This is a genomic window from Shewanella sp. 5_MG-2023, from assembly GCF_030547465.1.
Taxonomy (GTDB): Bacteria; Pseudomonadota; Gammaproteobacteria; order Enterobacterales; family Shewanellaceae; genus Shewanella.
In genome coordinates, this window is record NZ_JAUORC010000015.1 from 84,561 (window position 1) to 105,906 (window position 21,346).

17 protein-coding genes are annotated in these 21,346 nt (G+C 41.0%); 6 read left to right on the plus strand and 11 right to left on the minus strand.

What is annotated here, in order from left to right; genetic code table 11:
* Nucleotides 1-506 precede the first annotated feature (506 nt).
* From Q4557_RS10735 to Q4557_RS10755, 5 genes are all read left to right on the plus strand, one after another.
* The gene (locus tag Q4557_RS10735) at nucleotides 507-2,123 is read left to right on the plus strand and encodes a methyl-accepting chemotaxis protein (RefSeq protein ID WP_303412612.1); all 1,617 of its coding nucleotides are present in this window, start codon (nucleotides 507-509) and stop codon (nucleotides 2,121-2,123) included.
* A 68-nt stretch (nucleotides 2,124-2,191) separates the two neighbouring features.
* Nucleotides 2,192-3,391, plus strand: coding sequence for an outer membrane protein (locus tag Q4557_RS10740; protein ID WP_102476216.1), 1,200 nt, complete (start codon nucleotides 2,192-2,194; stop codon nucleotides 3,389-3,391).
* 14 nt (nucleotides 3,392-3,405) lie between these two features.
* A complete protein-coding gene (locus tag Q4557_RS10745) occupies nucleotides 3,406-3,798 on the plus strand; it encodes a phosphate ABC transporter substrate-binding protein (protein WP_102476215.1) in 393 nt (130 codons plus the stop codon).
* 272 nt (nucleotides 3,799-4,070) lie between these two features.
* On the plus strand, nucleotides 4,071-6,263 hold the full coding sequence (locus Q4557_RS10750; protein ID WP_303412615.1) for a M3 family metallopeptidase: 2,193 nt from the start codon (nucleotides 4,071-4,073) through the stop codon (nucleotides 6,261-6,263).
* A 397-nt stretch (nucleotides 6,264-6,660) separates the two neighbouring features.
* Nucleotides 6,661-8,739, plus strand: a complete 2,079-nt coding sequence (locus Q4557_RS10755) for a bifunctional 2',3'-cyclic-nucleotide 2'-phosphodiesterase/3'-nucleotidase (protein WP_303412617.1) — start codon at nucleotides 6,661-6,663, stop codon at nucleotides 8,737-8,739.
* A 59-nt stretch (nucleotides 8,740-8,798) separates the two neighbouring features.
* Here the strand turns inward: Q4557_RS10755 and Q4557_RS10760 are convergent, their stop codons facing one another.
* Nucleotides 8,799-9,227 (minus strand): AAA family ATPase, encoded by a 429-nt coding sequence (locus tag Q4557_RS10760; protein WP_102519693.1) that lies wholly within the window; start codon nucleotides 9,225-9,227, stop codon nucleotides 8,799-8,801.
* Between the two features lie 23 nt (nucleotides 9,228-9,250).
* Nucleotides 9,251-9,997: a Sir2 family NAD+-dependent deacetylase gene (gene cobB, locus Q4557_RS10765; RefSeq protein ID WP_102438297.1), complete on the minus strand. Its 747-nt coding sequence runs from the start codon at nucleotides 9,995-9,997 to the stop codon at nucleotides 9,251-9,253.
* Between the two features lie 290 nt (nucleotides 9,998-10,287).
* Between cobB and fur the strand changes: the two genes are divergently transcribed.
* Entirely contained in the window at nucleotides 10,288-10,719 is a 432-nt protein-coding gene (gene fur / locus Q4557_RS10770) for a ferric iron uptake transcriptional regulator (protein ID WP_076537462.1), read from the plus strand.
* 85 nt (nucleotides 10,720-10,804) lie between these two features.
* Here fur and Q4557_RS10775 read toward each other — a convergent pair whose 3' ends face one another.
* The 9 genes from Q4557_RS10775 to sdhC form a co-directional block, all read right to left on the minus strand.
* The gene (locus Q4557_RS10775) at nucleotides 10,805-11,305 is read right to left on the minus strand and encodes a GNAT family N-acetyltransferase (RefSeq protein ID WP_303412640.1); all 501 of its coding nucleotides are present in this window, start codon (nucleotides 11,303-11,305) and stop codon (nucleotides 10,805-10,807) included.
* Nucleotides 11,306-11,503: 198 nt separating this feature from the next.
* The gene (gene sucD / locus Q4557_RS10780; protein ID WP_102438301.1) at nucleotides 11,504-12,376 is read right to left on the minus strand and encodes a succinate--CoA ligase subunit alpha; all 873 of its coding nucleotides are present in this window, start codon (nucleotides 12,374-12,376) and stop codon (nucleotides 11,504-11,506) included.
* Entirely contained in the window at nucleotides 12,376-13,542 is a 1,167-nt protein-coding gene (sucC, locus tag Q4557_RS10785; RefSeq protein WP_076537457.1) for an ADP-forming succinate--CoA ligase subunit beta, read from the minus strand. The genes sucD and sucC overlap by 1 nt, the downstream gene beginning before the upstream one ends.
* Before the next feature lie 79 nt (nucleotides 13,543-13,621).
* Nucleotides 13,622-14,812, minus strand: coding sequence for a 2-oxoglutarate dehydrogenase complex dihydrolipoyllysine-residue succinyltransferase (gene odhB, locus Q4557_RS10790; protein WP_102438303.1), 1,191 nt, complete (start codon nucleotides 14,810-14,812; stop codon nucleotides 13,622-13,624).
* A gap of 27 nt (nucleotides 14,813-14,839) precedes the next feature.
* Nucleotides 14,840-17,662 carry a 2-oxoglutarate dehydrogenase E1 component gene (sucA, locus tag Q4557_RS10795; RefSeq protein WP_102476209.1) on the minus strand — a complete coding sequence of 941 codons (2,823 nt, stop codon included), beginning with the start codon at nucleotides 17,660-17,662 and terminating at the stop codon, nucleotides 14,840-14,842.
* A gap of 254 nt (nucleotides 17,663-17,916) precedes the next feature.
* Nucleotides 17,917-18,624 (minus strand): succinate dehydrogenase iron-sulfur subunit, encoded by a 708-nt coding sequence (locus Q4557_RS10800; RefSeq protein ID WP_076537448.1) that lies wholly within the window; start codon nucleotides 18,622-18,624, stop codon nucleotides 17,917-17,919.
* A 10-nt stretch (nucleotides 18,625-18,634) separates the two neighbouring features.
* Nucleotides 18,635-20,401, minus strand: a complete 1,767-nt coding sequence (sdhA, locus tag Q4557_RS10805) for a succinate dehydrogenase flavoprotein subunit (protein ID WP_102476208.1) — start codon at nucleotides 20,399-20,401, stop codon at nucleotides 18,635-18,637.
* Nucleotides 20,402-20,749 carry a succinate dehydrogenase, hydrophobic membrane anchor protein gene (gene sdhD, locus Q4557_RS10810; RefSeq protein ID WP_076537444.1) on the minus strand — a complete coding sequence of 116 codons (348 nt, stop codon included), beginning with the start codon at nucleotides 20,747-20,749 and terminating at the stop codon, nucleotides 20,402-20,404.
* On the minus strand, nucleotides 20,743-21,138 hold the full coding sequence (gene sdhC / locus Q4557_RS10815; RefSeq protein ID WP_102438307.1) for a succinate dehydrogenase, cytochrome b556 subunit: 396 nt from the start codon (nucleotides 21,136-21,138) through the stop codon (nucleotides 20,743-20,745). The genes sdhD and sdhC overlap by 7 nt, the downstream gene beginning before the upstream one ends.
* Nucleotides 21,139-21,346 lie beyond the last annotated feature (208 nt).

Sequence of the window (21,346 nt, forward strand, 5' to 3'; positions counted from 1 at the left end):
TATTATCAACTTAAAACCCAAACGCAATGTTAATAATAAGTTAACCCAGCAACGAAAACTAATTAAATTCCACTTCTTCGCAGCAGATTTTTATATCAATATTTTAACAACTCAAAAAAACATTAAATAAAACTTAAGTATTTGAACATTACTGCCGATATTGTAACAACAAGAACAGACTTAAACATCGTAGCAACTATAATAACCACAAGGTAACAATTTTTATTTATAGTTCAATATCCGTTATAGGTAATTTTAAGCAAATGATGGATGCCACAGCTCTAAGGTGGCAATAAGTCAATATGAAAGGCATTAATTTTAAATACTAAAAACGTTTTACAACTTGAGAAAATGAAGTTATCGCACACAAGCAATAGCGATTTGCAATCAAAGATAACAAAAAGTAAAAGTTTCATTTTTAATATCAGCTATTTTACAACAGCCAATCATTATATAACCGAAACTTTAATGACTCACCTTTAGCTAGATAAGTAGGATTATTCGAAATGAAATTAAATAGCTTAAAAATAAAGCATCGGATCGCGTTATTAACCATTGTCGCAATATTTTCATTTATTATCTCGATATTAATTAACAATCAAAGCGTGCAACAAAATGCACAAAGGTTAAATTCTCTGCAAGCTCAACTATATCCAGCATTAAATTTAGCCACTATCAATGAAGGTCTACTGCTTCAATTAGATCAAAATATACAAACAGCAGTAACCACTGGCGAAGAAGAGAGCTTAGATACCGCTGCCAATATGGTAAAGCAGATCGTGAGTAATCTAGATACCGTTAAACACTTGCTGCCAGCAGAATCATTTGACGCTAATAATATGCAGAATGATTTATCACTGTATTTTGATAATGCACAACTTTTGGTCGCTGAGTTTTTAAAAAGTGATGTTGATTTTAATAAAATCACTATACAAGCAGCAGCAAATGCCAAACGTTATGAGCAACTTGTAAGTGCCTTTAGCCAAAAACAAACAGCATTTTCAGAGCAGTTTGAATTAAGCATTGAAAACAGTTTAGCCAGCTCTGACTCTGCAGCGACATCAATGTTAATAATCGGCATTATTGTCTCTATTTTCCTTATCGTGGTTGGCTTTTTGGTTAACCGTTCAATTATTGTCACTCTAGAAAGTGTTACCCAATCACTACGCAACATCTCTGAAGGTGAAGGTGATTTACGTTCAAGAATCACTTACCAAGGTAAAGATGAAATTGCCGATTTAGTCCATTGGTTTAACCAGTTTGTCACCAAGTTACAGGCCAGTATTGCAGATACTAAACAAACTACTGACAGCTTAGGGCTTGCTTCACAAACATTATTAACTAGCTGTAAACACAGCGAACAAACCGTTAGTGCACAAAATCAGTCTGTTGAACAAATTTCCCATGCAATGCGAGAGATGTTTGTCAGTGTTGCCCATATTGCCGAATATGCCGCCAATGCAGCATCAGAAGCTGATAATGCCAATGAAGAAGCTTTACAAGGTCAGCAAGTGGTCAGTAAAGCAATTACCACCATCAATCAGCTGTCTGAAGAAGTCAGAACAACCTCAGTTGTGGTCAATCAACTTGAAGCCTTTACCAGTAATGTGAATGACATCCTAGATACAATCAGAGGGATTGCAGATCAAACTAATTTACTGGCGCTAAATGCTGCGATTGAAGCAGCAAGAGCCGGCGAACAAGGCCGAGGCTTTGCCGTTGTCGCAGATGAAGTTAGAACCCTAGCTTCACGCACTCAAGCCTCAACACAAGAAATTCAACAAGTATTGCAAGAGCTTCGCTCTACTTCAACACAAGCGGTTGATGCAATGCAGCGTGGAATAGAAACCGCAGAAGAAGGCGTAAAAACCACTTCACTAGCAGGAGATGCATTAATCAATATCACCAATAAGGTCAGTGCTATATCCGTAGTTAATGACCAAATTGCCGCGGCCACTGAAGAGCAACACAACACTTCAGAACTCATTCAACAATATGTCGCAGATATTGAAACCAATGCCGCTAAAGTAAAAATGACCACGGATGAAATGGGCGGAATTAGTCATGATATTGAAGGTGTTAGCCAACAACTTCAAACCATTACAGGTCAATTTAAAGTCTAATAATTAGAAATATAAAGGTAGAAAATCACACTATTTCTGCCTTAAGAATAATAACCAGGAGTAACACTATGAGTTTTAATTTGAAAGCGCTACCTTTAGCAATTTCAGTCGCAATGCTACCAGCACTTGCTGTGGCTAATGACGCTACCGATGAAAAATTAGCCAAACTTGAACAACAAGTTAAATCATTACAAGCAAATCAAACTGCCAATTTGACCGAACGCTTCAAATTCAACGGATTTATGACGGGCGCTTTCATCACTTCCGATAACAACGCAGGTTATGCCGGAGCAACCACTTCAGCTAACTTCAATGAAGGCAGCAAATTTGGTTTACAAGGTACGTTTGCAATTACAGATCAGACTCAAGCTGTTATGCAGTTGATGATGAGAGGCGAAAATGATTGGGATGTAGAAGCTGAATGGGCTTATATCTCTCATCGCTTTGAAAATAATATCCAAGCTCGTGCAGGTAAATTACGTATACCACTGTATATGTACTCAGATTATCTTGATGTTGGTTATGCCCAGCCATTTGTACGTCCACCATCAGATGTATACGACCCAGTGCCATTTACCTCCTATACAGGTGGAGATGTTAGCTACGATGTTGAATTTGATGATTCAACAATGACCATTCAAGCTTTTGGTGGACAATCTGAAGCTGCTGGCGTTGACATGAAAAATATTTTAGGTGTCAATGTTACTTGGACTGATGAAACTTGGACTCTACGAGGCTTATACGGTGAAGCAATTTTAGACGGTGATGTTAAGCGTCAAATTACACAAGAACTAATGCCAAATACCGAGATCGATGTCACTGTTACGCTACTAGAAATAGATCGAGAAAAAGGCACTTTCGCGGGCGTTGGCGCTAGTTACGATAATGGATCTTTCTTAGCCATTACAGAGTTAACACGCATCGAAGTGGATGGCGCTTATCCTGATTCTGATTCAGGTTACTTAACCTTGGGTTACCGTATCAATGACTTCACACCTTATGTAACAGCTTCTTTCTTCGAAACTAAAGATAACGATAGCAGAACTATTATTGATGAGGCTTCAGCAATTCAAGCCGCTATTTTTAATGGCCAAAGAAAGTCATACAGTGCAGGCCTACGTTGGGATGCACTTGATAATTTAGCCATAAAATTCGACGTCACATACTCTAATGATTTTGGCGAAACATCTGGTGGATTAGAGACTAACATAGCAAAAGAATTTGATGATACTACCGTGTATACCGTTCAATTTGACGCAGTATTTTAATTAGGAGTGATGAAATGAAAAAATTATTATCTATTTTAGCACTCAGTGTGAGCTGTGTGTTTTCTGTTAATGCTGCCGTAGTAGTGATCGGTAATCCAGCCGCTGCTGATATAAGCAAATCCGATGCTAAAAAAGCCTTTTTAGGCAAAGGTTCTTCATTTGTCGTTTATGAACTTGAAGAAGGCAACCCTATCCGCTCTGAATTTCATAGCGCAGTAACGGGTAAGTCTGATGCTCAGCTTAAAGCTTTTTGGTCAAAGCAGGTATTTACTGGTAAAGGCACACCACCAGCAACCATTGGTGACGCATCAGGCATGAAAGCTGCAATAGCAGCAGATGCTAATGCTATCGGTTATATTGACGAAGCCGATGTTGATGGCAGCGTGAAAGTAATTCTAAAACCATAACATTGCTCGAAATAGTGTGACTTAAACATAGATTATAAGCCTTGTTTACATATCACTAGTTAGTAATAAATAAAGGACTTAACTCTCGTTAGGTCCTTTTTTTATGTTTTGTTACAAAAGTAACCTAAAGGTATACGAAAGTATGATAAAAATTTGTTAATCTAGCAGCAAATCATAAACAAATAACAATGATGATTTGTGACTCTTTAACGGTTTATACATCGGCATAGGGTTATTTAGACAACCATTTCAAAGCAAACAGGGAAATAATTATGAAGGGACTAACCCTCACACCACTTTTTTCTGCCATGGCGTTAACTTTAGCGCTAAGTGCATGTTCAGATAATAACGTTGAAAGCGTCCAAACGTCTCAAGCACCCAATGCGGTTGCAACGACTAGCATCACCCAAGATGCTAACAACCCTTTTTTCAAACCCTATGATACCTTTATGGAAATCCCAGATTTCGATAACATCAAAAATGAGCATTTTTTACCGGCTTTTGAAGCAGGCATTGCTGAACGTAAAGCTGAAATTAATAGCATTACCAATAACCCTGATGCTGCGACATTTGCAAACACCATTGAAGCGATGGAGTTTTCAGGCACCTTATTAACGAAAGTATCGAGCGTTTTCTATAATTTGACCGGTGCTCACACTAACCCAGATATACAAACGATTTCAAAACAAGTGTCACCTATGTTGTCATCAGCTAGTGATGATATTTATTTAAATGATAAATTATTTCAGCGGGTAAAAGCAGTTTACAACCAAGCTGACACATATCAACTTAATACCGCTCAAACAAAGCTTTTAGAAGATACCTACAAACGCTTTACTCGCGGCGGAGCAAACCTATCAGCTGAAGACAAGAGCACTTTGCGTGCCCTTAATGAACAGATTGGTAAATTAAACTTAGAGTTTGGTGACAACCTACTGGCTGAAACCAATGCCTTTGAGTTAGTTATCGATAACAAAGCTGATTTAGCCGGGCTTCCTCAAGACGTAATCGACACTGCGGCAGCAACAGCTACAAAACGTGGCCATGAAGGCAAGTGGGTGTTTACCACGCAGCGTCCTTCAATTACACCATTTTTAACCTATGCTGAAAATCGCGATTTAAGAGAAGCGCTTTTGAAAGGTTATATTGAGCGTGCCAATAATAATAATGCCAATGATAACAAAGCAGGTTTAGCGAAAATTGCGGCACTTCGCGCACAAAAAGCTAACTTAATGGGCTATAAAACCCATGCCCATTTTGTATTAGAAGAACGTACAGCTAAAACCCCTGAAAATGTTTACGGCTTACTTGATAAAGTTTGGCCAGCAGCACTAGCACAAGCTAATGCTGAAGTTGCTGATATGCAGGCACTTATCGACTCGCAAGGTGGTGACTTTACTTTACAAGCTTGGGATTGGTGGTATTACTCAGATCAAATCCGCGTTGCAAAATACGACTTTAATGAACAACAAACTCGGCCTTACTTTTCGCTAGAATCAACATTAGAAGGGGTATTTTATACCGCTAATCGCTTATTCGGCATCACAATGAAAGAGCGCACCGACTTACCTAAGTACCACCCAGATGTCAGAACCTGGGAAGTCTATGACAAAGACGGTTCTTTAATGGCTATTTTCATGGGTGACTATTACGTACGTGATACTAAGCGAGGCGGCGCATGGATGAATGCCTACCGCTCGCAATACAATATGAATGGCGTTGAATCAAAGCCTATTATTGTCAATGTACTTAACTACCCTCGCCCAACGGGTGATGAGCCTTCACTGCTAACATTTGATGAAGCTAGCACCCTATTCCACGAGTTTGGACATGCGCTACATGGAATGCTATCAAAGGTTGAATATGCTTCTCAATCAGGTACTTCAGTACCGCGAGATTATGTCGAGTTCCCTTCACAAGTGATGGAAAACTGGATGACGCAACCTGAAGTGTTAGCGCAGTTTGCAAAACATTATAAAACCGGCGAAGTGATCCCCACTGAACTTGTTAAGAAAATTCAAGCTGCCAGTAAATTCAACCAAGGGTTTGCTACCGTTGAATATATGGCAGCCACTAAGCTTGATTTAGACTGGCATACATTAACGGACACCAAACTAAGAGATGCCGCCGAATTTGAAGCTGAATCACTTGCCAATATGGGCTTAATTAAAGAAATTGCCCCACGATATCGCAGCAGTTACTTCTCGCATATTTTTGCCGGTGGTTATTCTGCAGGTTATTACAGCTATCTTTGGTCTGATATTTTAGGCGCCGATGCTTTTGAAGCATTTAAAGAAAATGGTATTTTTGACCCAGCAACAGCCCAAGCTTTTAGAGACAATATCTTGTCTCAAGGTGGCAGCGCCGACCCAATGCAGCTTTACCGTCAGTTCCGTGGTAAAGATGCTGGGATCGAGCCACTGTTAAGAAGCCGCGGCTTATTAGAAGATAACGCAGCAGAGTAACTTTATCAGAGTAAATCTGCAGACAATCCACTGCCTGCAAAGAACAAAGCCTGATGTGTTAACATCAGGCTATCTGAAAAAGCTCATCGTTCTCATCCAAAGCACCGCAGCTAAGCGGTGTTTTTTATGCTGATAAAGAAATACTTTATCGTCATTAAAGCGCTGCACGATCAATTTACAGCCCATTTAATCAAACACTAAGCCGATAACAATCAAAAAATATTCAACAAACTGCTTCTACAACCATTTTAGTTAACTTATCACCAATCAAATCATAACTTTGCAATATAGTTTCTGTATAATCCACTGCAATTAACTCACAAATCAAACCCGATGAGTTAACAAAAATAATAGAGCACAAAAATCAAGCTCAGGGTCAAAATAAGAGAGAAAAATAATGGTAAACCAAAAGCTAATAGTCACTATTATAGTTGGCGTACTAGGCGTCAGCGCTTGTGATTCATTGCATGATCAGGCGACAGAAGTTAAGTCTGATGATGTTCAGCCCCTCACCGTCAATTTACGTATTCTAGAAACATCGGATCTTCATGCAAACATCATGGATTTTGATTATTACAAAACAAAATATGATCCGACCATAGGCTTAGCCCGCACTGCAAGTTTGATAAAACAACAAGGTCAAAGTGCTGATAATTTTGTCTTAGTTGATAATGGTGATTTGCTTCAAGGCAGCCCTATGGGTGACTATATTGCCAATAATTTTAAACAAAAAAGCGCTAACAGTGATACTCACCCAGCTTATAAAGCAATGAATACCCTGGGTTATTCAGTAGGAAATATTGGTAATCATGAATTTAACTACGGTTTAGATTTTTTACACCAGTCTATCTCTGGAGCCAATTTCCCTTATATTAACGCCAACGTATTATGTGAAGCCGACTGTTGGGATAACAAAGTCAAAGGCGATAACCTATTTACCCCTTATATCATTGAAGAAAAAAACGTCGTCGACACCAATGGCGATAAACACATAATTAACATCGGCTATATTGGCTTTGTACCACCACAAATTCTTTTATGGGACAAACAAAACCTTACGGGTAAAGTCACCGTAATGGGAATTATAGAAGCGGCTGAAAAGTTTGTGCCTATGATGAAAGCTCAAGGCGCTGACATTATCGTCGCTATTCCCCACTCTGGGGTCGGCAGCCCTGAAAACCCCATCGACATTAATGATGAAAATGCCACTTGGGCATTATCAAAAGTAGCGGGTATTGATGCGATTACCTTTGGTCATAGTCATTCAATATTCCCTTCAAGCACCTTTTCAGACCTTAAAAATGCCGATATAAACAAAGGCACCATAAATGGCGTTGCGGCGGTTATGCCTGGACGTTGGGGCGATAACCTCGGCGTTATCGATTTTAAGTTAGCATTACAAGATGGCAGCTGGACAATTGTTGACAGCATGGCCAAAGCCTTGCCTATTTTTGATAAAAAAGCGACTAACCCTGAGCTGGTGACTGCAGATAAAACCATAAGTGATGCTGTAGCTAAAGAGCATCAAGCTACATTGGATTATGTCGATCAGCCCATAGGTAAAGCATCGGCTGATATGTTTAGCTTTTTGACCTTAGTACAAGATGATCCCACAGTGCAAATTGTGTCAGATGCACAAATTGCTAAAGTAAAAGCTAACTTAACGGAGGCTTTAAAAGATATTCCGGTATTGTCCGCTGCTGCGCCATTTAAAGCAGGTGGCCGCCATAGCACTGCAGCAGATGCCGAGTCTTATGTGCAAGTCCCAAGTGGTGAGCTAACCTATAAAAATGCGGCAGATTTATATCTTTACCCTAACACCTTGGTTGCTGTTAAGTTAAGTGGCGCTCAAATTAAAGATTGGTTGGAATGCAGTGCAAATCAATTTAATCAAATTGATGTTAACTCTACTGAGCCTCAATACCTGATTAACTGGAATACCCACCGCACCTATAACTTTGATGTCATAGATGGTGTCAGCTACAACATTGATGTAACTCAACCAAATAAATTTGATGGCGATTGTGCATTAGTTAATGCCGATGCTAACCGAATAGTCGGGCTAAGTTACACTCACGGCGACACTGTTATCAGTGGTGCTGAATTTAATGCCAAAGAATTTATAATCGCAACCAATAATTATCGCGCATTTGGTGGTAAATTCGCCGGAACGGGTTCTGAATTCGTGGTAATGGAACTACCAGACACAAACCGTGAAGCCCTAGCTCAGTACATCACTGATGAAACTGAAGCCAATGGTTTAGTTGATCCAAATGCTGATAATAACTGGGATTTCGTGACCATTAATTCGGCAACAAAGTTAGATATTCGCTTTGAAACCCAAAACAGTGAACTTGCTGATAAATTTATCAGCGGCTATCAAGTGCGACCTATGACAAAGCGCACTGATATCACAGATGAATTTGGTTTTGCGATTTATAATATTGACCTGCAATCCGCTGTTAAAGCTAAATAATCAACCTTTAACATCAAAAAAGGCGCCGCGGCGCCTTTTTAGTTAATCTTAAAACAAGTCTAATCATCAAGTTCAAACATTAATCCCATTTTAGCAATTTGTGCCAATGGCACCTTATGTTGATTACGTTTAGCGCATAATTTTTGATGTTCAACACTTTTAGGCTCACCAGTCACCACGACTCTTACTTGATAACCCAAGGCCTTCGCTGCGGCTTCATAAGCCATATATTCCCAACGGCATACATTGGTATTGTCACAAATAACGTAAGGCTCGTTATGAGCCATCGCATTAATAAATGCGCTTAAATTAGCCTGGTGATACTGGGCAAGTTTTTTTGGATTAAAGCGGTATTCGCCATTACGAACAAAATAGCTGTCAGTAGAGAAGTAACCATATTGCCGTATGTGTATGGCGTTATCTACACCTAACTGTTCAATGAATTCATTAACCCAAGTTGATTTACCACTACCCGGTAAACCGCGCATGATTATCGCAACTTTATCCCTACTCAAGCACTCATTTCCTTTGTCGCGACTTCACTGCCAAGGGTTTTACCGGCTAAAATTGACTCTACTAACGCCGGCACAACATCACCAGCTTTACCGGTAAAATGATATTGAAATTGGCTATGGCGATCTGCCGCTAACAGATTAACTTCTACTGTTTGTGCACCATGATGATTAGCGCTGTCGACAAAGCCCGCTGCGGGATAAACCGTCCCAGAAGTCCCAATAGCGATAAATAAATCACAGTTATCCAGCGCATCATGAATTCTATCCATACCAAATGGCATTTCACCAAACCAGACAATATGCGGCCTTAATCGTTTGGCAGGAATACAGCAGGTACAGCAATTGTCTTCACCAAAAGGTTCTCTAAGGACAAACGTTTGCAATGACTGTGGGCAGCGTCCTTTGGATAATTCTCCATGCATATGTAATAAACGTTTTGAACCTGCCCGCTCGTGTAAATCATCTACATTTTGAGTGATAACCAGTAGCTTGCCAGGAAACTCAGCTTCTAATTTTGCTAATGCTGCATGAGCGGCATTAGGATGAACCTCACCGCTATGGAGGTTTTCCCAACGGCTATTATAAAAACGTTCAACTAAATTGATATCGCGGGCATAACCTTCAGGGGTGGCCACATCTTCAATATGATGTTGCTCCCACAAACCGTCTTCATCGCGAAATGTTTTTATCCCCGATTCAGCGGAAATACCTGCGCCAGTTAAGACCACAATCTGCTGATACATGTGAATTCCTTGTTTTGATTATAATTATCATTACTGGGTACAAAGCTTGATAACCCTATTTAACATTATAGTGATATAAAAGCCGTTAATGCTCAATAATCCCTTAGTATAAGTAAGTTTATTAGGTGAATTTTAACCTATTGGTCAATATTGTATGGCTCATTGGCCAAAATCACTGCTTATATGACGATTAACTCATTTGAAAGGTTCCAGTTTCTGATTGCAACACATATAATGATCTTAATTATCCACGGAGGAACCGATAAGGTTCTGTAATCAAGAGATTAGCGATGACAGATGGAAATCAAGCACTCAAGAAAGCAGGTTTAAAGATAACACTGCCACGAGTTAAAATTCTAGAATTAATGCAAGCCCCTGAAAACCAACATATCAGTGCAGAAGATCTGTACAAAAAATTACTCGATATTGGTGAGGAAATTGGCTTAGCTACTGTTTATCGCGTATTAAACCAATTTGATGATGCGGGTATCCTTAATCGTCACCATTTTGAAAGTGGCAAAGCGGTTTTTGAAATGTCGACCCAAAAGCATCATGATCATCTTGTTTGCTTAACCTGCGATAAAGTAATTGAATTCTCTGATGAGGTCATTGAACGTCGTCAAGACGAAATAGCAATGCGTCATAATATTAAGCTAACTCACCACAGCTTATATTTATACGGTCACTGCACCAATGACAGCTGTGATCACGCTGACGAATAATTATCGCCAAGCCTGATAAATAGTCATTAAAAAACCAGCATACTTGCTGGTTTTTTTGTTTTTACACTCGCCATAAGTTATGCCTTTATAAAGCCATTTGATACACATGTACTTTCGAGCCGAGATATTCGCTTTCTTCATGTATGCTCATACCGAGCTTTTTCGCTATCGCTTCTGAACCTGTATTGCCATGTAAAATAAGGGCTATGACTAAATCAATATCGAACTGTGGCTTTAGTGTATCAACTACCGCTTGCGCTGCCTCATTGCCTATGCCCTTGCCCCAATATTCTGGTAAATAGCGATAACCTATTTCTACTTTATCGTATTCAGGAAGATATTTAGGCCCACAAAAGCCAATGACTTTATTATCTTCCTTATGATGCACCGCCCAACGACCAAAACCATGCTTTTGATAATCAGCCTGAATAATTGAGGTAAAAATCTCTTTTGCTTCAGCTATGCTAGTAAGTGGCTCTTGGGGGATATAAGTTAATATTTCTGGAATACTGTTCATTAAAAATAATGCTTCTGCATCCTCTTCAACAAAAGGTCGCATGATAAGCCTTGGGGTTTCAGTAATAATACCAATCGGTTTTATGACGTTACTCATGATTATCCTTAATCATTTAAATACTAATATGGCTAGTTAAACACAGATTAATACTCAGTAAAACATATGATTACAGTTTTAAATTAATAATTTTGAAGAACATATTTAGCGATAGGAAACGAAAAAACAAAAAAGGCGCCAAATGGCGCCTTTTGATTAACTCACTAGAATTTACCAGCCAGTTTTAGTACGCAGTGCTTTACCGATGTCAGCTAAAGAGCGAACTGTGCTTACGCCAGCAGCTTCTAATGCAGCAAACTTATCTTCAGCAGTACCTTTACCACCAGCGATAATTGCGCCAGCATGACCCATACGCTTACCTTCTGGTGCAGTAACACCAGCAATGTAAGATACAACAGGCTTAGTTACATTTGCTTTGATGAATTCAGCAGCTTCTTCTTCAGCAGTACCACCAATTTCACCAATCATTACGATTGCTTCAGTTTGTGGATCATTTTGGAACATTTCCAATACGTCGATGAAGTTAGTACCTGGAATTGGGTCACCACCAATACCTACACAAGTAGATTGGCCAAAACCTTCGTCAGTAGTTTGTTTAACAGCTTCGTACGTTAATGTACCAGAGCGTGAAACAATACCGACTTTACCAGGCTTGTGGATGTGACCAGGCATGATACCAATCTTACACTCACCAGGAGTGATAACACCTGGACAGTTAGGACCAATCATACGCACGCCAGTTTCTTCAAGTTTAACTTTAACTTGAAGCATGTCTAAAGTTGGAATACCTTCAGTAATGCATACGATTAGCTCAATGCCACCGTCGATTGCTTCAAGGATTGCATCTTTACAAAAAGGTGCTGGTACATAGATAACAGTCGCAGTTGCACCCGTTTCAGCTACAGCATCTTTAACAGTATTAAATACAGGAAGACCTAGGTGAACTTGACCACCTTTTCCTGGAGATACACCGCCAACCATTTTTGTACCGTAAGCAATTGCTTGCTCAGAGTGGAAAGTACCTTGGCCACCAGTGAAACCTTGACAGATAACTTTAGTATCTTTGTTAATTAATACGGACATTATTTGCCCTCCGCAGCAGCAACAACTTTCTCAGCAGCATCAGTTAATGACGCAGCTGCGATAATATCAAGACCAGAACCTGCAAGCACTTCACGGCCTAATTCAGCGTTAGTTCCTTCAAGACGGACAACAACAGGAACTTCTACACCGACTTCTTTTACAGCGCCGATAATACCTTCTGCAATCATGTCACAACGTACGATGCCACCAAAGATGTTAACTAAAACAGCTTTAACGTTTGAGTCAGAAAGAATGATTTTAAATGCTTCTGCTACACGTTCTTTAGTTGCTCCGCCGCCAACGTCTAAGAAGTTAGCTGGCTTGCCGCCATGTAGGTTTACGATGTCCATAGTACCCATTGCTAGGCCTGCACCGTTAACCATACAACCCACGTTTCCGTCTAATGCAACGTAGTTAAGTTCAAACTTAGCTGCGTGTGCTTCACGAGCATCATCTTGTGATGGATCGTGCATGTCACGGATTTTAGGTTGACGGAATAAAGCATTTCCATCGATACCAATCTTGCCATCAAGACAATGGATATTACCTTCGTCAGTGATCACAAGCGGGTTGATTTCTAATAAAGCGAAATCATGGTCTTCGAACATTTTTGCAAGACCCATAAACACTTTAGTGAACTGCTTCATTTGAGTTGGGTTTAAACCTAACTTAAAGCCAAGATCACGTGCTTGGTATGGTTGAGGACCTGTTAAAGGATCGATAATTGCTTTGTGAATTAACTCTGGGGTTTCTTCAGCCACAGTTTCAATTTCAACGCCACCTTCAGTTGATGCCATAAACACAACGCGACGAGTCGCACGGTCAACAACAGCACCTAGGTAAAGTTCATTTGCAATATCAGTACAGCTTTCTACTAAAATTTTAGCAACAGGCTGGCCTTTTTCATCAGTTTGGTAAGTCACTAAGTTCTTACCTAACCATTTTTCAGCAAATGCTCTGATTTCTTCTTTATCGCCAGTGACTTTAACGCCACCTGCTTTACCACGGCCGCCAGCGTGTACTTGACACTTAACAACCCACATATCGCCGCCAATGTGACCAGCAGCTTCTACCGCTTCTTGGGCTGTATCGCAAGCGAAGCCTTCTGAAACTGGTAAACCATATTCGGCAAATAAGGATTTTGCCTGATACTCATGCAAATTCATGATGATCTATCCATATACTTCTTTATAAAATCCTACTGGCTCTAACGAGCCAGCTACGAGGGTATTGTCTAGTTGACTCTTAGAGGTCAAGCAATAGACGAGTTGGATCTTCAAGGAAGTCTTTAATAGCGACCAAGAAACCAACCGACTCACGGCCATCAACAATTCGATGATCGTAAGATAATGCTAGGTACATCATAGGTTGAATAACAACCTCACCATTCACAGCCATTGGGCGATCTTTAATAGCATGCATGCCTAAAATCGCGCTTTGTGGAAGGTTTAAAATTGGCGTCGACATTAGCGAGCCAAATACGCCGCCATTAGTCACGGTGAAGTTACCACCGGTCATATCAGCAACAGATAACTTGCCATCACGGCCTTTGATTGCTAATTCACGCACATTTTTTTCAATTTCAGCAAGGCTCATGGTATCGGTATCACGTAATACTGGGGTAACCAGACCACGTGGCGTTGATACCGCAATGCTGACATCAAAGTAGTTGTGATAAACCAGTTCATCACCGTCGATAGACGCGTTAACTTCAGGAAAACGTTTTAATGCTTCAGTCACAGCTTTTACGTAGAAAGACATGAAACCTAAACGAATACCATGACGTTTTTCAAATACTTCTTGGTATTGCTTACGAATATCCATGATTGGCTGCATGTTAACTTCGTTAAACGTTGTTAGCATTGCCGTAGAGTTTTTAGCCTCTAATAAACGATTAGCAATAGTCTTACGTAAACGCGTCATAGGAACACGTTTTTGAGTACGACCTTCAAGTGGTGCAATTGGCGCAGGCGCTGCAGCAGGTTTAGCCGCAGGTGCTGACTTCACAAATGCTTCAACATCTTCTTTAGTCACACGTCCACCAACACCAGTGCCTTTTACTTTGCTTGCATCAAGGTTATGCTCAGCAATGAGACGGCGTACAGATGGGCTTAATGCATCATTTGACTCATCTGTAGATTCAGCTACTGGTGATGCAGCTTCTGCTTCTGCTTTAGTCACTTCTTGGCCTGAAACTGCACCAGCAACGAAGTTTGCAATCACTTGCTCACCAAGAACAGTGTCACCTTCTTGGAATAATAATTCGCTAATAGAACCATCTTCTGGCGCAACAACTTCTAGTACAACTTTATCAGTTTCGATATCAACTAGATTTTGGTCACGAGAAACCTGTTCGCCAGGTTGCACATGCCATGTCGCGATTGTTGCATCTGCAACTGATTCTGGCAGAACGGGTACCTTAATTTCGATACTCATGGAAAGCTTTCCTTTTATAATTTTCTATTACGACAGTTTTAATGCGCTATTAACTAATGCTTCTTGTTGGCGTGCATGCAGAGCAGGATAACCACAAGCTGGTGCAGCAGATGCCTCACGGCCAGCGTAGGTTAGTTCAGCTCCGGCAGGGATAGCTGCCCAGAAATGATGTTGGCTACAATACCAAGCACCTTGGTTCTGAGGTTCTTCCTGACACCAAACAAAATCTTTAACGTGCTGATAGTCAGCAAGTGCGGCTTGCATTTCTTCTTGCGGGAACGGATAAAGCTGCTCCACACGGACAATAGCAACGTTAGTAATTTCTTGTTTACGACGCTTGTCGAGTAATTCGAAATACACCTTACCACTACAGAAGACAACGCGATCAACCTTGCTCGCGTCTAATGCATCAAGCTCACCAATCACACTTTGGAAACTTCCTTCAGCGAGCTCTTCAAGTGTAGAAACCGCTAATGGATGACGTAGTAATGATTTAGGCGACATCACCACCAGTGGACGACGCATAGGACGTACAACTTGACGGCGTAGCATGTGATAAACCTGTGCAGGTGTAGAAGGAACACACACTTGCATATTGTGGTTTGCACAAAGCTGTAAGAAACGCTCAAGACGAGCAGATGAATGCTCTGGGCCTTGGCCTTCATAACCATGGGGAAGTAGCATCGTTAGACCACATAATCGGCCCCACTTTTGCTCACCTGAAGATAAGAACTGATCGATAACCACTTGAGCACAATTAACAAAGTCACCAAACTGCGCTTCCCAGATGGTTAATCCGCCCGGCTCTGCTGTGGCATAACCGTACTCAAATGCCAGTACCGAGGCTTCTGATAATACTGAGTCAGTAATATCAATCTCGCCCTGTTCATCAGCGACATTACGAAGCGGCAAATAAGTCGTACCATCATTTTGATTATGTAAAACTGCATGACGATGGAAGAAAGTACCACGACCAGAATCCTGACCGGTAATACGAACGCGTTTTTTATCTTCCAAAATGGTGGCGTAAGCTAAGGTTTCAGCAAAGCCCCAATCAACCGGTTTTTCACCGTTTGCCATCGATACACGGTCTTTATAAATCTTAGCGACCCGTGATTGCAATTTGTGGCTTTCAGGAATATCTACCATCTTTTGCGCAAGACCAATCAGCTTGTCAAAGTTCATTGCACCTTGATAGCTTTCATCCCACTCACGATTAAGATACGGCGACCAGTCAACAGTGTGTAACGTCATTGGACGCCACTCTTTCACTACACAATCACCTGCATCTAATGCATCACGGTAGTTATTGACAAGGCCAGTAACGTCATCAGCAGAGATACTATCTTCTTGAATTAATCGATCAGCATAAATCTTACGCGGCGTAGGATGCTTCTTAATTTTTGCGTACATTAGCGGCTGCGTTGCACTTGGCTCATCAGCTTCGTTATGACCATGGCGGCGATAACACACTAAATCAATCACCACATCACGCTTAAATTCGTTACGGTAATCCACCGCTAACTGCGAAATAAAGGCAACAGCTTCAGGATCATCTGCATTGACATGGAAAATAGGCGCTTGGACCATTTTGGCAATATCAGTACAGTATTCCGTTGAACGCACATCGGCAGTATTAGAGGTAGTGAAACCCACTTGGTTATTAATAACGATACGAATACTACCGCCAACTTTAAAACCACGGGTCTGAGACATGTTAAATGTCTCTTGCACAATACCTTGCCCAGTAATTGCCGAGTCACCATGAATGGTAATTGGCATAACTTGTAAACCATCGCTACAACCACGTCTGTCTTGACGCGCTCGTACTGAACCAATAACCACAGGGTTAACGATTTCTAAATGTGATGGGTTAAAGGCCAGTGCTAAATGAACGTTTCCGCCTGGCGTTTCGAAATCAGATGAAAAGCCTTGGTGATACTTAACGTCACCAGAACCTTGGATTTCATCATGCTTACCGGCAAATTCATCAAATAATTCAGCAGGACGCTTACCCAGTACGTTAACAAGGACGTTTAAGCGACCACGGTGAGCCATACCGACGACAATTTCTTTGGTACCTGCTTCACCTGCGCGATATAAAATCTCACGCATCATTGGCACTAACGCATCACCACCTTCAAGCGAGAAACGTTTTGCGCCTGGAAATTTTGCGCCAAGGTATTTTTCCATACCTTCAGCAGCATTTAGGCCTTCTAGAATGCGTTTCTTAGTGGTGTTATCGTAATTTGCTTTACCCAAAGACGGTTCAAGACGTTGCTGAATCCAACGCTTTTCATCGGTATCGGTAATATGCATGTATTCAGCACCAATAGAACCACAATAGGTACTTTTTAATGCATGAACTATGTCGGCTAATTTAAGGGTGTCACTACCGTATGCAAATGAACCGGTATTGAACTCACGTTGCATATCTTCGGCATCTAAACCATGAAATGCTGGGTCTAATTCAGATACTGGCTCACGGTGCCATAAACCTAACGGATCAAGGTTAGCATTTTGGTGACCACGAAAACGGTGAGCGTTAATTAACTGGAGGACTTTTACTTGTTTAGCATCTAACTCTGGGTCAGTAACACGGCTAGCGCCTTTGGCACGACCTTCTAATGCTAAACTGCGGAAATAATCACGTACTTTAGAGTGTGCAGTTTCAGGTAGATCTTGAGAAGTACCATTTACCGCAGGGAGATTATCAAAAACGACTTGCCAATCAGCGGTAACTGAACTTGGATCTTCTTGATAGGCTTCATACATCTCTTCTACGTAGGTCGAATTTGAGCCACTTAAATGTGACGATTCGAGCCAAGCTTTCATGATGCCTTGGTGCATTACTTTTCCTTCCAAACTTGATACACGTGCTTCGCCAATTTCATAATTGCGATACCTGGTTGCACCACAATCGAATCGTATTAACTCTTTCGTTTAACGCTGTTTATCAACTACGGATAATAGCGATATAACTATATAATTTAAACAGTTAATTACAAAGGTCTTCTAACACACACAAAAGAGTCATCCCCATAGTTGAAGATGACTCCCCAATAGAGCTATATAACAATAAATCCCAGCTCTATGTTGCGCATTTACACTGCTCGCTTCAGTAACATTGACTTAATGTGGCCAATGGCTTTAGTTGGGTTTAGTCCTTTAGGACACACATCAACACAATTCATAATACCGTGACAACGGAACACACTGTAAGCATCGTCTAAACCATCTAAACGCTCTTCAGTTGCCGTATCGCGGCTATCAATTAAGAAGCGATATGCATGCAGTAAACCACTTGGTCCGATAAATTTATCAGGGTTCCACCAGAAAGATGGACAAGCAGTAGAACAACAAGCACACATGATACATTCATATAATCCGTCTAAATGAGCACGCTCTTCAGGTGATTGTAAATGTTCACGAGCCGGTGTTTTCTCATCATTGATAAGAAACGGTTTAATTTTTTCGTACTGAGTGTAGAACTGAGTCAGGTCGACAATTAAATCGCGCACAACTGGCATGCCAGGAAGTGGGCGAATTTCAATTTTCTTACCTTTAAAAGTAGAAACAGGCGTAATACACGCAAGGCCGTTTTTACCATTCATGTTCATACCATCACTACCACATACACCCTCACGACATGAGCGTCTAAATGATAATGCAGGATCTAACTCTTTCAGCTTCATCAGTGCATCTAGTACCATCATATCGGTACCTTCTTCCACATCTAAACTGTAATCCTGCATATATGGTTTAGTGTCTACATCAGGATTGTAGCGATAAACTGCAAATTCCAATTTCATCGGGCTTCTCCTAGTAGGTACGCTTGATAGGCGGGAATGCCGCACGAAGCTTAGGCTCCATGTTGACTTCACGCTTAGTCATTTCTTCTGTGACGGGGTCAAAGACGCTATGACATAACCAATTATCATCATCACGGTCTAAGAAATCCTCACGAGAATGCGCACCACGACTTTCTGTACGGAAGTTCGCAGCATAAGCTGTCGCAATTGCTGTCGCCATCAAGTTATCAAGCTCTAAACATTCAATACGTTGAGTATTAAATTCTGAAGAGTTATCAGATAACTTAGCATTCGCTAAACGATCGCGAATTGCTTTAAGCTCTTTAAGGCCTTCAGCCATTGCATCACCACTTCTAAATACAGAGAAGTTAAGTTGCATACATAACTGTAAGTCTTTACGAATAACAGCAGGATCTTCACCGTCTTTATTGCTTTCCCAGCGATTAAGACGCTCAAGTGATGCTGAAATTTGATCTTCAGATGGCGCTTTTGGATCCGCAGTCGCATCAAGTGCTTTACCTAAATGCTGACCAGCAGCACGTCCAAATACCACTAAATCCAGTAATGAGTTACCACCAAGGCGGTTTGCACCGTGTACTGATACACAAGCAATTTCACCTACAGCGAATAAACCCACGATATCTTGTTCAGTGCCATCAGCATTTTGACGAACAACTTGACCACTCACTTTAGCGGGTAGACCCCCCATCATGTAATGACATGTTGGCAATACAGGAATTGGGCCATCTGCTGGATCAATATGCGCAAAAGTACGAGAAAGTTCACAAACACCAGGAAGACGAGCTTCTAATGTTTCTTTACCTAAGTGATCAAGCTTAAGTAAACAATGCGGCCCTAATGGACCATCTAATCCACGGCCTTCACGAATTTCTGTCATCATCGAGCGAGCAACAACATCACGTGATGCTAAATCTTTTGCATTTGGTGCATAACGTTCCATGAAACGCTCGCCATCTTTATTTAAAAGATAACCACCTTCACCACGACAACCTTCAGTTACAAGCACACCTGCGCCAGCAATACCCGTTGGGTGGAACTGCCACATTTCCATGTCTTGCATTTGAACGCCAGCGCGCATTGCCATACCAACACCGTCACCAGTATTAATATGTGCATTGGTGGTTGAAGCATAAATACGCCCTGCACCACCGGTTGCTAAAATGGTTGCCTTCGCTTTGAAGTAAACAATCTCGCCAGTTTCAATTTCAATAGCCGTACAACCAACTATTGCACCGTCATCGTTTTTCACTAAATCGAGTGCATACCACTCAGAAAATACTTCAGTTTTGTGTTTAACATTTTGCTGATAAAGACAATGAAGTAATGCATGACCTGTACGGTCAGCTGCAGCTGCAGTACGTGCCGCTTGCTCGCCACCAAAGTTTTTTGATTGGCCACCAAACGGACGCTGGTAAATAGTACCGTTTTCAAAACGTGAGAATGGCAAACCCATTTGCTCAAGTTCAATAACCGCCTCTGGACCTGTCTTACACATGAACTCGATTGCTTCTTGGTCACCGATAAAATCAGAACCTTTCACGGTATCGTACATGTGCTGTTCCCAGTGATCTTCATGAGCATTACCCAACGCAACGGTAATACCACCTTGCGCAGATACTGTATGAGAACGGGTTGGGAAAACTTTAGATAAAAGCGCACAGCTCTTACCTTCTTTAGAAATTTGTAATGCCGCTCGCATGCCAGCGCCACCAGCGCCAATCACTACTGCGTCAAATTCGCGAACTGGAATACTCACTTATACACCCCACACAATTAATATGCCTGCAGCTAGATAACAAAAAGCTGCTACGACAAAAACGAACTGAAGTAATCCACGCACTGATACGTTTTTAACGTAATCAGTTAACACTTGCCAAATACCAATCCATGAATGGATAAGTACAGCAACAAGCGCTAATAAAGTGAATACTTTCATTGGTAAGGTACTGAATAACCCCTGCCAAATTTCGTATGTCAATGGAGCGCTACACGCAATAAAACCCACCATAAAAATGGTATAACAGGCTAAAATTACGGCACTAGCACGAATTAAAATAAAATCATGAACACCACTGCGTCCAAGGCTTGCTGCATTTGTTACCATACCCAAATCCCCACGATGATAGAAAACGCCGCTGATAACACAAAGGCGATTTTTGCTGACGCTAAGCCAGAGGCAAGCTCTTCCCAACGACCGGTATCCATAATCAGATGACGTACGCCAACGATTAAGTGATAACCCAACGCGGTTAGAATTCCCCAAATAACAAACTTAACTAGCAGGTTATCAAAAAGAGATTGTAAGCCAGCGAAACTCTCAGGCGATGCTAAAGATTCATTTAGCATCCAAATAAGAATACCGACAGCAAACAGCATGATAACACCGGAAATACGGTGAAGAATTGACGCAATCGCTGTTGCAGGAAAGCGAATGGTCTGTAGGTCTATATGGACAGGTCTTTGCTTTTTCACGTTCTGCTCACTCAGCTCCATTGAGCATTATTTTTATTATTCATCTTGCTTTGCTTCTATTTGTTACACCAAACTACAAATGTAAACAAAATGTTGAAACTTAACAGACTACTATCAAACACTTAACAATTTGAGAATTCACTAATTTAGACAACGTAAAAATGTTTTCAAAAATGTGATGTTTGTCGCCCTTCAGGACGCAGGCAAGTATACTCAAGGCAATTGTCAA